13 protein-coding genes are annotated in these 14510 nt (G+C 46.7%); 12 read left to right on the forward strand and 1 reads right to left on the reverse strand.

Going from position 1 to position 14510, the window contains the following annotated elements; all coding sequences use genetic code 11:
• Positions 1–9 precede the first annotated feature (9 nt).
• The 4 genes from BACSA_RS17340 to BACSA_RS17355 all read left to right on the forward strand — a co-directional run bounded on the left by BACSA_RS17340 (position 10) and on the right by BACSA_RS17355 (position 6260).
• Positions 10–2196, forward strand: coding sequence for a type IV secretory system conjugative DNA transfer family protein (locus BACSA_RS17340; RefSeq protein WP_013619324.1), 2187 nt, complete (start codon positions 10–12; stop codon positions 2194–2196).
• Positions 2193–2711: a glycoside hydrolase family protein gene (locus tag BACSA_RS17345; protein WP_013619325.1), complete on the forward strand. Its 519-nt coding sequence runs from the start codon at positions 2193–2195 to the stop codon at positions 2709–2711. Before BACSA_RS17340 ends, BACSA_RS17345 begins: the two co-directional genes overlap by 4 nt.
• 111 nt (positions 2712–2822) lie before the next feature.
• The gene (locus tag BACSA_RS17350) at positions 2823–4040 is read left to right on the forward strand and encodes a site-specific integrase (RefSeq protein WP_013619326.1); all 1218 of its coding nucleotides are present in this window, start codon (positions 2823–2825) and stop codon (positions 4038–4040) included.
• Positions 4041–4757: 717 nt separating this feature from the next.
• A complete protein-coding gene (locus BACSA_RS17355; protein WP_013619327.1) occupies positions 4758–6260 on the forward strand; it encodes a transcription termination/antitermination NusG family protein in 1503 nt (500 codons plus the stop codon).
• A 274-nt stretch (positions 6261–6534) separates the two neighbouring features.
• On the opposite strand, the gene BACSA_RS17360 is transcribed toward BACSA_RS17355, so the two are convergent.
• Entirely contained in the window at positions 6535–7821 is a 1287-nt protein-coding gene (locus BACSA_RS17360) for an IS1380-like element IS615 family transposase (RefSeq protein ID WP_007567149.1), read from the reverse strand.
• 146 nt (positions 7822–7967) lie between these two features.
• On the opposite strand from BACSA_RS17360, the gene BACSA_RS17365 reads away from it, so the two are divergent.
• The 8 genes from BACSA_RS17365 (at position 7968) to BACSA_RS17400 (ending at position 14363) form a co-directional block, all read left to right on the forward strand.
• Positions 7968–9089, forward strand: coding sequence for a hypothetical protein (locus tag BACSA_RS17365; protein ID WP_013619328.1), 1122 nt, complete (start codon positions 7968–7970; stop codon positions 9087–9089).
• Between the two features lie 21 nt (positions 9090–9110).
• Complete coding sequence (locus tag BACSA_RS17370) at positions 9111–9965, forward strand: tyrosine-type recombinase/integrase (RefSeq protein ID WP_013619329.1); 855 nt, start codon at positions 9111–9113, stop codon at positions 9963–9965.
• A 47-nt stretch (positions 9966–10012) separates the two neighbouring features.
• A complete protein-coding gene (locus BACSA_RS18985; protein ID WP_013619330.1) occupies positions 10013–10531 on the forward strand; it encodes a DUF2589 domain-containing protein in 519 nt (172 codons plus the stop codon).
• Positions 10528–11058 carry a hypothetical protein gene (locus tag BACSA_RS17380; RefSeq protein WP_013619331.1) on the forward strand — a complete coding sequence of 177 codons (531 nt, stop codon included), beginning with the start codon at positions 10528–10530 and terminating at the stop codon, positions 11056–11058. The genes BACSA_RS18985 and BACSA_RS17380 overlap by 4 nt, the downstream gene beginning before the upstream one ends.
• Positions 11059–11322: 264 nt before the next feature.
• Positions 11323–11805 carry a hypothetical protein gene (locus BACSA_RS17385; protein ID WP_013619332.1) on the forward strand — a complete coding sequence of 161 codons (483 nt, stop codon included), beginning with the start codon at positions 11323–11325 and terminating at the stop codon, positions 11803–11805.
• A 5-nt stretch (positions 11806–11810) separates the two neighbouring features.
• The gene (locus BACSA_RS17390; protein ID WP_013619333.1) at positions 11811–13061 is read left to right on the forward strand and encodes a nucleotide sugar dehydrogenase; all 1251 of its coding nucleotides are present in this window, start codon (positions 11811–11813) and stop codon (positions 13059–13061) included.
• A gap of 65 nt (positions 13062–13126) precedes the next feature.
• Positions 13127–13981 (forward strand): hypothetical protein, encoded by an 855-nt coding sequence (locus BACSA_RS17395; protein WP_013619334.1) that lies wholly within the window; start codon positions 13127–13129, stop codon positions 13979–13981.
• A 1-nt stretch (position 13982) separates the two neighbouring features.
• Positions 13983–14363, forward strand: a complete 381-nt coding sequence (locus tag BACSA_RS17400) for a hypothetical protein (protein ID WP_013619335.1) — start codon at positions 13983–13985, stop codon at positions 14361–14363.
• The last annotated feature ends 147 nt before the right edge of the window (positions 14364–14510 follow it).

Here is a 14510-nt window from a genome sequence, read left to right on the forward strand (position 1 = left end):
AAGTACGAGATGGAAGAAAGCAAGGAACTGCAAGGCGCTTACAAGATATTCCGGACGGTGGTGTACGTGTCCGTCCTGCTGGAGTTTTTCATGTATGCGTTCAACCCGGCTGTGTTCGACTATTGGAACGGCATCGTGTGTGACGTGCACGACCGCATGAAGACGTGGCTCATCTACCATGACGGCAACCTTGTGTACAGCAAGATTGCCACCTTCCTGCTTATCTGCATCACCTGCGTGGGTACGAGGAACAAGAAACACTTGGAGTTCGATGCACGGAGGCAGGTGCTTTACCCGCTGGTGTCGGGCATTGGGCTGTTGGTGCTTGCGGTGTGGCTGTTCGGGTATGAAATGGATGTCCGCCTTTACTCCATGCGCCTAAACGTCATCCTCTACATGGCGGCATCGGTGGTCGGTACGATACTGGTTCACGTGGCATTGGACAACATCTCCAAATACCTGAAGGAAGGTTTGCTGAAAGACCGCTTCAACCTGGAGAACGAGAGCTTCGAACAATGCACGGAGTTAGTGGAGAACAAATACTCGGTCAATGTGCCCATGCGTTACTATTACAAAGGCAAGTTCCGCAAGGGATGGGTGAACATCAGCAATCCGTTTAGGGGAACTTGGGTGGTCGGCACTCCGGGTAGCGGAAAGACCTTTTCCATCATCGAGCCGTTCATCCGGCAACATTCCGCAAAAGGCTTTGCCTTAGTAGTTTACGATTATAAGTTCCCTACATTGGCGACCAAGCTGTACTACCATTACAAAAAGAACCAGAAGCTGGGCAAACTGCCCAAAGGATGCAAATTCAATATTATCAACTTTGTGAATGTGGAATACAGTCGCAGGGTGAACCCGATACAGGCGAAGTACATCCCCAACCTTGCCGCTGCCAGCGAAACGGCGGAAACATTGCTGGAGTCTTTGCAGAAAGGCAAGAAAGAAGGTGGCGGAGGTAGCGACCAGTTCTTCCAGACCTCGGCAGTGAACTTCTTGGCCGCCTGCATCTACTTCTTCGTGAACTACGAACGGGAGCCTTACGACAAGGACGGGAACAAACTGTATGCGGAGAAAGTGCAGGACAAGGAGACCAAGTTCTGGAAACCTACGGGCGTGGTGCGCGACCGCAAGGGCGGTAATATTGTGGAGCCTGCCTATTGGTTGGGTAAATACTCGGATATGCCGCACATCCTGTCGTTCCTGAACGAGAGCTACCAGACCATCTTCGAGGTATTACAGACCGACAACGAGGTGGCACCGCTGCTTGGCCCGTTCCAGACGGCATTCCAGAACAAGGCTATGGAACAGTTGGAAGGCATGATCGGTACGCTGCGTGTCTATACTTCCCGACTTGCCACCAAGGAATCGTACTGGATATTCCACAAGGACGGCGATGATTTCGATTTGAAGGTGAGTGACCCGAAGAATCCCAGCTACCTGCTGATAGCCAACGACCCGGAGATGGAGAGCATCATCGGGGCGTTGAACGCCCTGATACTGAACAGACTTGTGACACGTGTAAATACAGGGCAGGGAAAGAACATCCCCGTAAGTATCATCGTGGACGAGCTGCCCACGCTGTATTTTCACAAGATAGACCGACTTATCGGAACGGCACGAAGCAACAAAGTGAGCGTGGCATTGGGCTTTCAGGAACTGCCGCAGTTGGAAGCCGACTACGGGAAAGTAGGTATGCAGAAGATTATCACCATAGTGGGTAACGTGGTTTCAGGCTCCGCCCGCTCTAAAGAAACGCTTGAATGGCTGAGCAACGACATCTTTGGCAAGGTGGTACAGCTGAAACGTGGCGTGACCATCGACCGCGACAAGACCAGCATCAACCTGAACGAGAACATGGACAATCTCGTGCCGGCCTCGAAGATAAGCGACCTGCCTACGGGATGGATATGCGGACAGGTAGCCCGTGATTTCGTGAAGACCAAAACCGGACGGGGCGGCAGCATGAATATACAGGAAGCCGAAGAGTTCAAGACTTCGAAATTTTTCTGCAAGACAGATTTCGACATGGAAGAGATTAAGAAAGAGGAAGACGGGTATGTGCCGCTTCCCAAGTTCTATACTTTTCCATCGAAAGAAGAAAGGGAACGCATCCTGTACCGGAATTTTGTGAAAGTAGGTCAGGACGTGAAGGAAATGATAAAGGACGTGGTAAACAAGAAAGGGGCAAGATGAGATTGGTTTTATGTGTTTTATCCCTGCTGTTCCTGTTTTCACTCAACTTGACAGCGCAAGCCTCTGACAAAGGGAAGCGGCTGAGGATATACGAATTGCCACCGTTCGAGCGTGCCATATTTTGCACCAAGCATTACGAGGGTTGGCATGGAAGCCGTAAGCATCTGCCTTACATAGGATACGGGCACAAATTGTTGCCCGGTGAACGGCTGACCCATAAGATAAGCCGCGCACAGGGCGACAGCCTGCTCCGTGCCGATATGCGGAAGCTGTGCCGTATGTTCCGCCGCTTCGGTCGTGACTCGACACTGCTTGCCTGCCTTGCCTATCAGGTAGGCCCGTACCGTCTGTTGGGAAACGAGAAACTTCCCAAAAGCAGACTGATACGCAAGCTGGAACGCGGCAACAGGGACATCCATAAGGAATATGTGTCCTTTCGGAAATGGAAAGGCAGGATTATCCCAAGCATAGAAAGGCGCAGACGGGTGGAACTCGCCCTGTTGTTTGAGCCATGACAAGTAGAAAAAGACTAAACCATCTGCAAACAATACGGCACGGAATGACGGAGTTTTTCAATGGTTACACTGTGTATTTTCAGTTTAATAACAAACTAAAAATCAGAAATTATGGCAACATTCAAACTGAAATTCCGCCCTTCCACCGCTGAAGGCAAGCCTGGCACTATGTATTTCCAAGTGACTCACCGCAGAAGCACGAGAACAGTTTACACCGATTACCGAGTCATGCCCGAAGAATGGGACGGGCGGACTTCGTTCATCCGCATCACCGGCACACCGGAACGGCGGGCGGAACTGCAACTGATTGCCTCCAAACTGCGGTGGGACTGCAAGCAAATCACCTCGCTGATCACGGAAAAGGAACTGGCAATGCTGGAATACACGGCGGACGACATCGTGTCGGCATTCCGGCTCCTGCCGCCGTGCCAGACGTGGTTCGGCTTCATCCACGGCATGACGGCGAAAAAGCTCCGTGTCGGCAGGCTGGGAACCGCCAAGACCTACCGCGACGCCCTGTCGAGCTTCTCCCAGTTCCGCGACGGGGAGGACATGACCGTCGACGCACTGGACGCGGAGACCATGAACCAGTACGAGGCATGGCTGAAAGGACGGGGCGTGAAACGCAACTCCTCGTCGTGCTACCTGCGCACCTTGCGCACTCTCTACCGCAAGGCGGTCGAAACCGGACTGACAACCGACAAGCATATTTTCCGCCACGTGTTCACAGGGTTCGCCAAGACCGCCAAACGAGCCATACCGTTAAGTTCACTGCGTGCCATCAGGCAGCTTCAGTTGTCCGAAGGCTCTGCCATTGCCTTCGCACGGGACCTCTTCATGCTGATTGTCTACCTTCAGGGCATCTCGTTTGTGGACCTTGCCTATTTGAAGAAAGACGACATCCGAAACGGGCAGCTGCACTACAGCCGCAAGAAGACCGGACAGGAGCTGACCGTCTGTTGGGAATCCGTCATGCAGGACATTGTGGACAACTACATCCACCTGACGAAAGGCAGTCCGTATCTCTTACCCATTATCACTAAAACGGACGGCACGGAACGGCGGCAATACGAGCGGATGGAACATAAGGTGAACTATTACCTCAAGAAAATCGGCACGATGGTCGGGTTACAGGCATCCCTGACGACATATACGGGGAGGCATACCTGGGCCAGCATCCTGCGGGACATGGGCACCAGCCTGTCCGTCATCAGCAAAGGCTTGGGGCATGAAAGTCTGAAGACCACACAAATCTATCTTTCCTCCATCGACATGGAGGGCGTGGTGAAAGCCAACCGAAAAATGATAGGAAAAATTTTTCGTAAATAATAACCGGAAATGTTCGACAAATTTCACACCTGTATAATATGAAACGGCGGATTTTTGCAACTGACTGATTATCAATGTGTATTTTTGTGTGGAATCCCATTTTAGTCGAACAAATGCAGCTTTTGTTCGACTAAAATTCCGAATCTTTAAAATTTTCTGCCTATAAAATGGCTCTGTATTAAATCTTTTTATTACCTTTGCAACGTATCCGCCGTTTCATATTATACAGCAATAGTAAAGCGGTGGGTATAGAAGAGACTTAATTGATTGAAAACTAAATACTTGTGATATGGAAGTAAAAATGTTAAAGCGCATTGCGCTTTGTTCTTCTCGTCACATAACAACGGCAGGCCATTGTTGCTGAGTTTTTACTCCAGAATGCTGCCGCTAAACCTAAAGAATGCTGTAAACAACGCCTGAAAAACGTCTTGAAAATGTTTGAAAAGCGTGGTGATTCAAATTCGGAGAGGTATCAGTTAGCCGTCATGCGATTGCCATGGGGGTAGCGTAAAGAACGCTTTTTCGTGAATGAAGAATGAAGAGTGAAGAATTAAGAGTTCACCATGCGGCATGACAACATAACGATGCTTCATAACTTAGCTCAAAACATCTTTTGCTCGTTATAACAGCGAAACAGTCATCATTCTTCAATCTTCATTGGCTTACGCCGAACGTTGTTTCATTATTCTTCATTCATCATTCTTAATTTATCTCACAGTGCCTGACAAACTCAACAGTGTAGATTACCATTGGTTTCTTGTCTGCACCAAACCCGGACATGAACCGGAGTTGTGCTTGCTCATCGAGCGCGAAAAGGGCAAGATACGGAACATACTGGAGGTCTATTGCCCTACGCATACCAAGGTCTATGTGCGCCGTGGTGACAATGAACAGCAACAGCCCTTTTTCAACGGCTACGTGTTCGTGCTTGCCACCCAAGATGCATTGGTAGAGTTTCTCCGTGACAACAATTCCGACGCTTATATTTGGTACAACCGGAAGTGCACACCGGACGAGAAAGCCACAGTCTGCACCATCCCCGAATCGCAGATGCGTGCATTCCGTGACTACAACGAGAACTATGCCGACAAGGTGATTGTGTTGGAACGGCCTTACACCGACTATGCGGTTAACGCGAAAACGGACGAGCCGAACGAAATCGTGCGTGTGGTTGACGGTCCGCTTGCCGGATGTGAAGGCTACATTTGCCGCTTCCACAAGAAAAAAGGACTGGTATTCCGCGTTCAGGGCTTGATACCGGGCAGCTGGCTGACCGTCACTTACCCCAATGTATCCGACCTCCACGTTGTCCGACTACACAATGCCGAGGGCGACCGTTTGTCCATAGGCACGGAGAAAGGACGCGCCGTTGACCTGCTTACCGGCATCCTGCAAGGCTGCGGTTACGGAGAACGCACACAGTCCCTGTTTTATGAACTGATGGAGCGTCTTGCCGCCGACCTGTCGTTGGAGGCTCTTTGCAAGTATTTCCAGAAGCAAGGGGAAAAGGCATTGGCAGACCGTCTTGCCAAACTGACTACCAAAGAGGCAGAACTTCTGATAAACCTTGCCCGCTATGAGCATGACACGCCCGGATATGTGAAGGAAAACTGGCCAAGCCTCATTTTCCGCCCGCTCCTTACGCCGACATCGGGAATAATCATAGAAAAAGACAAGGGTGAAGTGGAGTTGCAACATAAGGATTACACGGAAATCATCCGCAGGGTGGACATCACCGAAGAGGTCTATTACCCCAGCAGGCAGGAGGACGGGAAAGTCACCACTGCCTATTATGCCCACATCGGCATGAGGAAGGAAAAGGACGACCTCGTTTTCTTCGCCAACTGGGACGATTTTCTTCGCGAATATTTCCTGACGGCAGGAAAAGCCAACGAGAAGTTGGTTTCCGGTAAGGTGCAGAAAGTCCGTAACGAGATTACACTTAAGGAAACGGAAAAGCTCATTGAGTCTTTCCGCAACTATGCGCCTACATTATATAAGGTATTGACGGATGCGGATTCTGCCGTAAAAGCCGTGCAGGACTTTAAGGTCGGTGAAGATACGTTGAATGTCTTTACCATCCGGTCTTCAGCACAGGAAAAGGATGCGGCAAAGGACAAGCTGATACAGACCTGCGTCCGCATCTGCAAGGAAATCAACACCACCAACCACCTTGCCGTATGGCGCAGGTACCTGCGGACGGTATGGCTGCACAATTGAAGTTGACAAGGTATCAGTTGACAAGGCAACAAGGTTCTGAATAGTTTCACTAATGGCATCTAAAACCTTGTTAACTAGTCAACGAGTCAACTTGTTACCTAAACCTTAAATCCGCAACTCCATTCCCGAAGTGCTACCTACATAAAGAGAAATGGACTTTTGATTCGTAAGATAACCATTAAGTCCTCGCGTCCGTTTCAATGCGCATACCATCCCCTTACCCCATAAAGCGACTTGAGGCAATACGCAATCAGTGGCCATCAAGTGATGTAAATCATCCGGAAGAAGTTTTGAAGGCTTCTGCATATGCATGGTTGTCGGTGTAGATATTCAGCACACATTGCCTTGCGGTCTTAATCCACTTGGCAGGTACTGAAATGAATTTGAAGACAAACGTCTTGATACGGCTGGTTTCCTTGAGCCCGAACTTCTTCACTTCAATCCTTTGCATGATGGCCTTGTAGAAATTGCGTATCAGTGCCGTCAGGAGCAGGAACACGGTATTTTCCGCCATGAAGGATTTAGGCAGTCTGTCCCATCCAAACCCATTGTTCATGTCATCAAAGACGCGTTCCTTGCCACCGCGCATGTTATAGAACTCCACGATGTCCCTCATGGATGATTCGTAATCGTTGGTCAGGATGCAGCGGTATGTATATTCCCCCTCCCACAGGTCCGGTCCACTGCCCATGCGTCTCTGTCTCTGGATTACCAGGCGATACGGTTTGCCCTTCCACTTCTCAACGAGAATGGAGTTCAACTCAAACACGATGCCGTTTATCTCTTCCTTCTTCCACCCTCTGAGCGCGAAGATGTCATCATAGAGCGAGCAGCAGCGGTTGGCGCGTATGTAGAATGTCCTGCAATGCTTCCTGACCTCATCCACAATGTCTTCAGAGCATGAGCCGCAGTCGGCCCTGAAGCGTTTGACTGTCAGCTTCTTCTCTTCAAGTCTCTCCAAAATCCTCTTTAGCGTGTCCTTCTGGTGAAAGCGTACATTGGTGTTGCCGTCGCTGTTCTCTATGCCGACAATCATGTCGCCGATAACGGCCACACCGGACCTGTAACCAAGAAATTTCTTGTACGTGGGCTTTGCATCGTACTTCTCCGCCTCAATGAACTGGTGGTCAAAGTCAACGTCATACTCCCCGCCCTCTTTCAACTGCCCTGTGGACAACAGGCAATTCAGGAGCAATGTGTTGAGTGTGTCTGCCGTATTGAAATCATAGGACTTTCCGGCATCAGACGTGTATGAGATGTTTTCCCGGGTCAGTTCGTTTATTGCCCTAAGGATGGTGTCGGCGCTACAGGTGCGGAGTGTGGGGTGAAGGGAAAGATGACTCATTAAGTGGGCGGTGACATCCTCAACGCAAGAACCGCCGCAGAAGTAAACGCATAGGAGGGAGCGGATGATTTCGCTGTATTGATAACCATAGAGTTTGCATCTCAACCCAAGTGTTGAGTCAATTGTAGAGGAGAGAAGGGAGGTAAATTGCTCCATGATTGGAAATATGCCTCCAAAAGGAGTGAGTCTTTCGGATTTTATTGCTACCTTTGCCATGCCTGTTGCGGTTTTCTTTGTCTTTGGATTCGCAACACTAAGGTAAGTGAAAACGCTGACATGGCAAAAACCTGGGCAACAAAATGTTGCTCAGGAACTTATAAAAATAATTATCAATTATGTTGCGGAATTAAGGCTAAAATAAAATGCTTACATTTATCCAATTCTCCTCCCGTTGGAAGCAGCTCCATCACCCCACCATGAACGTGGATGGTGACGTGGCTTTCTTTTATCAGCTGTACGTCAGACTGTATCATCTTATCGGACAGGAAGCGAAGTGTTTCGACAATCATAAAATATTTCACTTTCTGCTCTATATAGAGAATACCGTTGCCGTCGGGATTGACGGCGTTTATGAATACAGGTACCGCTGCGTAGGCGATGTGGACAGCCGCTGGTGCGACGGATTTGACATGAGTGCCAATGCAGATTCTGAAGTCCACAACCTCGTGGGCAGAGCCGTGGCGGACGCAAAATATAGCGCCCTTCGGCAATGGATGGTCGAAAGCGTGCTGTCAGGTGATTTCTCCCGTTTGAGTGAAATGCTGGCATGGTTTGTGCGCGAGGACAAAATCCTGCAGCAGGTCTTTCCCGACCTGCGTTGCCGCAAGGCGATGTTCATGCAGCTCGTTGGAAATAAACAAACTGCCAAGAATATGCTGTGGGCAGATCTTGCTTTCAACTGGCATGACAAGCGCGGCGACTCTTTGGCAAATACCATAGCCAAACAGTTCCGCTATGAAGCATCTTTTGTAGAGGGAAAGGAAAAGACTTTGCTGAAGGAAGCGGCAGAAATACTCGATGCTATCCGTTCCGAACGACTGGATACTTATACGGTCATTGAAATGAAAGACGAACGCACGTTTACCTTGCTCCACAGGGACGGACGTATGTTCAGTGACGTGATTTTTCCGCAGCCGATGCCTGAGAATGCACAAGGCTGTCATATTGCCGTCCAACTCGTCACATACAATAATATAACATACATAAGCGGTTCAGCAGTCCGGCTTGATAAAGAAGCCCTGCCTACATGGAACGGCGAAACCAACTGGAACGACATCGTGCAGAAAGAGCAGGATGCGGCGAAGCTCACATCCTTCACCACCACGTTCGGCAAGCGGATGTGCTTATATGATGACCTTTACACCGTTCCGGAAGATCCGGAGGAAGCCTATTACGCCGATATGGGCATCCATTTCGACGAGCCGAACATTTTTGATTTTCTCAGAGGTCGGCCGAACGGCAGGGTAATCTATTTTGGCAGTTGACAGACAGACAAAATATAAAAAATGGATAACAACAGACAGAAGAATGTACAGACGGTAGCTGTTCACGTTGACAGCCAAAATGTAACTGGTTTTGGTTTTGTCGCCTATACCAATTCTCGCGTTGAGAAGCTGCGGGACGAGGGGCGTTATGATGCGGCAATAAAACTGAAAAAGTATCTCAGGAAGTTCCTCAACTATTTAGGCAAGAACGAAGTGCCTTTCAAGGACATCGATGCCCTGCTGATGCGCAACTACCACACCTGGCTGAAGAACCAAGAGTTAGGACGCAACACCATTTCCCTCTATATCCGGAATTTGAAGCGTGTCTATAAACTTGCCGTAAATGACGGACTTGCTGCTGACTGCAACCCTTTCGAGGGCCTGGACGTAAGCTACCGCGTCAAGAAATACAGATACGGCCTGACGCTCGATGAAGTGAAACGTCTGCGTGACCTTGACCTGAGCGGTGAATCAGAGATGACCGTCTTCGCCCGCGACATCTTCCTGTTCACGGTTTATACCAAGGGCATGAGGAGCGACGACATCTTCCGCCTGACAAGCAAGAATATCAAGAACGGACAGCTCACTTACCGCCAGCACGTCACCGGCAAGGAAATCTCCCTTCCCTGGGAGCTGGCGATGCAGGAGATTGCCGACCGCTACAAGCGGAAAGGCTCGACCCTCCTCTTCCCCGTCATCACGGCAAAATCCCCACACGAGCAATGGATACAGTATGACGGTATTCTGCACCGTATTAATTACAACCTGAAGAAATTGGGCGAAAAGATAGGACTCGGTTATCCGCTGAACCTCACCGTCGCAAGGCATTCGTGGGAAAGTATGACCAAGAGCGTAAGCATAAGCGACCTGTTGTAACCATGCTGCACTTCCTACCCGGTTGAAATAAGAAGATTACAGTCTCTATGCTAAAGGACATTCCACAAACTCTGACATGCCCTGTATGCAGGTCGCAGATTCCTTTCACCCTCAGCGGACTGCTGCTTGGCGAACGATTCACCTGTCCCGGATGCCCGGCTATCGTATCATTGTCTACGGAAAGCCGGCAGGCGGTACAATCCGTTACGGATGAATTCGACCGCATTTTACATCATCAGACATTTATGGAAAATGATTTGCCCTCAGTAGCTCAAAAATTTACCGGTCTTCCTTGGAAAGAACTCATCGGCAGTTCCTTAAACGCAACTGAAAATGCTGAAGCAGCCTTGGCTATGTATATGACCCGCTTCTTGAAAGAGCATGGCCTTAAAGATGCTTTTGAATCCATCCTGATAGAGATGAGACTTGAGCATCCTCATGTTGAAGCCTCGGATGCGGATAGAACATCGGAAGACAAGAGTTCCGATACCTCATTCAGCCTCCCCCTGTCGGCTGTTATTCCATTCGGCTCATTAGGGATTGAAACACGACCCTTTTCAAAATGAAACAAGATTCACAAAAAGAGATGCGCAAGGAGATGTTCGACCGGATAGAAGCCGAATTGCAGAAAACCTGCAAGCCGGAAAAACGGATGTTTGCCTTGCATCCTGACGAAGACCATATCATCGTTTCTCACGCCTTGTTCCTGATGACGAGCAAGCCGTTGGCGACCAAATTGCCAAGTTTGAAAGGTCTTTACATGTTGCGCAAGTTGGAGGAAGAGATGCTGACGGCATACCTGACCGAATCAGACGAGTTTCCCGAACTTCTGCGTTATTGCAACCTCCTATACGATATGTTTCCCTACGAACTGGCAGCTGCGGAACGCAATGCGGCCATTGCATCCAAAGTCAGGAAGCTGCAGGTAATCGGAATGGTTGCCGCAGGATATGGTGGCGACATGGACGACGACACTGTGGATGACATCCTTGATGACATGGACTTTGACCGCAACAGCAAGGTGTGCAGCCACGTGATTGAACGAATGATGCCACAACTGAACCAGATGGTGGAACGGGAGAAGATATATTAGAAAGTATGATTAATGATGGCAGCTTTCACGGCTCAGCCGTTTTTAGCAACGTTTACCGGTAAAAACAGTGTCGGCTGTCATCATTTCCATATATAGGATTAGAATTGATAAAAATGATTTCAAAATCCATTCTGTTTTGTCAAAAAATGGCGCAAATCAAGACTCTTGGATAAATGGCAAAGTATTCAATAATAATTCATCAAGTATCCTTGAATATTTAGACAAGCATCCTTACTTCATGAGAATCAATAAAAACTATACAATATGCCATCTGAAAAAATGAGATGCATTCGTCAGCGCATATCGGACAAGCCACGTACCGACATCGAACCGACTCCGCTGAAAGCGGAAATCGAAGCTGTATTCAGCAAACGTAACATAGACGAAGACTGCGATACCATAGCAAGACTGCTTGCTACTTATCGGGAAGCGGTTCGTGAATCGGTTAGTCAAGGTAATTATGCTGAAGCCGTCACCATCCTGCTTGAAGTCCTTGAAAGCCTTGCATACCACTTCGTGAAAGATGAGCATTACAACTATTTCAATGATATGTATTCACCCGATTATGTCTGCCAAGGCATGATGGAGGCAATTATCAATGCTATCAAAGGCAGAAATCTTCCAGCAAAAGATTTGCAGCGGTTGAGAGATGACTTGGAGAAGTTGAAGCATACAGAGGCATACGAGGATTACGGCGTACCGTATGCTTTGAATATGTGGGAAAAGTTTGAAAGACAATCAAAATAATCATTATGGACAAGAATATCAAAATAGCCGTAGCCGGAACCGGTTACGTAGGACTTAGTATAGCAACTCTTTTGAGCCAACACCATCAGGTGACTGCTGTAGACGTAATACCCGAAAAGGTTGATTTAATCAACCAACGCAAATCACCCATCCAAGATGACTACATCGAAAAATATCTGTCGGAAAAAGACCTAAATCTCACCGCTACCTTAGACGGAGCAAAGGCATACAGCGATGCGGACTTTGTGGTTATCGCCGCACCGACCAACTACGACCCGGTAAAGAACTATTTCGATACCAGCCATGTCGAGGAAGTCATCGAACTGGTGAAGAGCGTCAACCCGCATGCCATCATGGTCATCAAGAGTACCATCCCCGTAGGTTACACCGAAAGCATTCGCAAGAAGCTGGATACGGAGAACGTAATCTTCTCCCCAGAGTTCCTGCGTGAAAGTAAGGCGTTATATGACAACCTCTATCCCAGCCGCATCATCGTAGGCAGACCCGAAGGAGATACTCGCTTGGATGAAGCCGCCCATATATTTGCAGCACTCTTGCAAGAAGGAGCTATCAAGGAAAATATTGATACTTTGTTTATGGGGCTGACCGAAGCCGAAGCGGTGAAACTCTTCGCCAATACTTATTTGGCCTTGCGTGTCTCTTATTTCAATGAACTGGATACCTATGCCGAAATGAAGGGTTTGGACACGCAAGCCATCATCAATGGTGTCTGCCTTGATACACGCATCGGTACGCATTACAACAACCCCTCGTTTGGTTACGGTGGCTATTGCTTGCCCAAAGACACGAAACAGCTTCTTGCCAATTACGCCGATGTTCCTGAGAACCTGATTCAGGCGATTGTAGAAAGTAACCGAACAAGGAAAGACTTTATTGCCGACCGTGTGCTTCACAAAGCTGGTTACTATGATTATTACAACCGTGGCGATTTCAATCCATCAGAAGAAAAGAAATGTGTCATAGGCGTTTACCGACTTACAATGAAGTCGAACAGCGATAACTTCCGCCAGTCTTCTATTCAAGGCGTAATGAAGCGGGTAAAGGCGAAAGGTGCAGAGGTGATTATCTACGAACCGACACTGGAGGATGGCAGCACTTTCTTTGGCAGCAAGGTAGTGAATGATTTAAACGCTTTCAAAGCACAAAGCCAAGCTATTATCGCGAACAGATATGACGCTTGCTTGGATGATGTGAAAAAAAAAGTGTATACACGGGATATTTTTAGAAGGGACTGAAATGCATAATAATCAGGGTAATAAACATTCCAAAGAGTGATAAATATGAGAAATAATAACTTTTTATGTGGAAATTTGTATGCAAAGTCATAGGGACTCTCTTTTCAATTCTACTATGGTACCTTCAAGAAGTACCACAAGAATCGCAATCATATTTTGACAAAATTCTAAGAAACTATAAATATGAAGTTGCATTAATAGCATTGGTAATCGTATTATCTACTATTTTTGTTAATGACTTTATTGCCTATTGTAAAAGACAAAATGCCGTACAAAAATGGTCTAATAGCTTTCTTAAGCATATCGTTAAAGAGCATCTTGGAGGAAGAAATTTCCAAACTCGTATAAGTATATTGAGACCTCGTAAAGGGTATGAAATAATAATGCCATATTTGTTTGTATATCCTATAAAAGCGTTGTTCTTAGAGCAGCATCGGATTTGCAACAAAGCATATTGTAAAAACATACCATACAAATTGTTTTGCGATTATTTAACCGTTTATGCACGTTATGGGTATTCAGATAAGATGACATCCTATACGCATTTTCTAATAACAAATAGAGATGAAAACAATGGTCTTGCTGTAAAATGTTACAAGGAAGAAAAGGATAGTGAAGTATGTACTGTTTCTATCTCAAACGAGAAACTACCTGAACATTATGTATCGGCGAACAAAAGAATAAAAAAATATATGTCTGAATCATATATAGATAAAAAATACTACAGTACGATGCTTGGAATGAATACAATAGCAAATAATCTTTATGCTGTTCCCATATTTCTTGAAGACCAAAAAATATGGGGTGTGATGATGATTGACAATGATTCGCAAGAACAGATTTCTTATAAAGAATTATTAGAACAGCATATTGCCAGCTATCAGAAAATATTCAGTTATACTTTAAAAATTTTGAAATAATATGTGCAAGATTCGGATTGTAATAGAACGAGATGCAACGATCATTCAAGACAATATTATGGATATCGAAACTACGTTAGGTGTAGTTGAACGTCCTACATACATAGAGAAGAAATCAAGTAATGGAACATATGAGATTATATTTCATTACTCTGGAAGTACTGAACGATACATACCAATCCAATACAATGATATTTTAGTTGAATATGGTAATGTATCAGGACGTATAAAAAGAGTGGAAACAAGAAGAAATGAACTGTTTGAAACAGATATATATAATTTGCAACAGATTGTGGTCACAGAAAACACTTCATCACTTCGCTTTTCATCAAACTTTAAAGAAGGCCTTATATTAGCAGATAGGATTCTAAACATAAAATAGTGGATGATGCCCTCTTCTTCAAGCATTTAGAGAGTATTACGAATCATGTTTAGGAATACTTTAACAACAGCAAGTATATTATCATAGATGAATATTTGCACTATTTGAATTTTCGCATATACTTATATAATAAAAAGATGGTTAACG

Origin of the sequence: Phocaeicola salanitronis DSM 18170 (genome assembly GCF_000190575.1) — a bacterium.
In the GTDB taxonomy this organism is placed as follows: domain Bacteria; phylum Bacteroidota; class Bacteroidia; order Bacteroidales; family Bacteroidaceae; genus Phocaeicola; species Phocaeicola salanitronis.

What these genes read in the sequence shown, in the direction of transcription:
- BACSA_RS17340 (WP_013619324.1), top strand. Translation starts at nt 10, where the DNA reads ATGGAAGAAAGCAAGGAACTGCAAGGCGCTTACAAGATATTCCGGACG.
- BACSA_RS17345 (WP_013619325.1), top strand. Translation starts at nt 2,193, where the DNA reads ATGAGATTGGTTTTATGTGTTTTATCCCTGCTGTTCCTGTTTTCACTC.
- BACSA_RS17350 (WP_013619326.1), top strand. Translation starts at nt 2,823, where the DNA reads ATGGCAACATTCAAACTGAAATTCCGCCCTTCCACCGCTGAAGGCAAG.
- BACSA_RS17360 (WP_007567149.1), bottom strand. Translation starts at nt 7,821, where the DNA reads ATGGCAAAGGTAGCAATAAAATCCGAAAGACTCACTCCTTTTGGAGGC.
- BACSA_RS17365 (WP_013619328.1), top strand. Translation starts at nt 7,968, where the DNA reads ATGCTTACATTTATCCAATTCTCCTCCCGTTGGAAGCAGCTCCATCAC.
- BACSA_RS17370 (WP_013619329.1), top strand. Translation starts at nt 9,111, where the DNA reads ATGGATAACAACAGACAGAAGAATGTACAGACGGTAGCTGTTCACGTT.
- BACSA_RS18985 (WP_013619330.1), top strand. Translation starts at nt 10,013, where the DNA reads ATGCTAAAGGACATTCCACAAACTCTGACATGCCCTGTATGCAGGTCG.
- BACSA_RS17380 (WP_013619331.1), top strand. Translation starts at nt 10,528, where the DNA reads ATGAAACAAGATTCACAAAAAGAGATGCGCAAGGAGATGTTCGACCGG.
- BACSA_RS17385 (WP_013619332.1), top strand. Translation starts at nt 11,323, where the DNA reads ATGCCATCTGAAAAAATGAGATGCATTCGTCAGCGCATATCGGACAAG.
- BACSA_RS17390 (WP_013619333.1), top strand. Translation starts at nt 11,811, where the DNA reads ATGGACAAGAATATCAAAATAGCCGTAGCCGGAACCGGTTACGTAGGA.
- BACSA_RS17395 (WP_013619334.1), top strand. Translation starts at nt 13,127, where the DNA reads ATGTGGAAATTTGTATGCAAAGTCATAGGGACTCTCTTTTCAATTCTA.
- BACSA_RS17400 (WP_013619335.1), top strand. Translation starts at nt 13,983, where the DNA reads ATGTGCAAGATTCGGATTGTAATAGAACGAGATGCAACGATCATTCAA.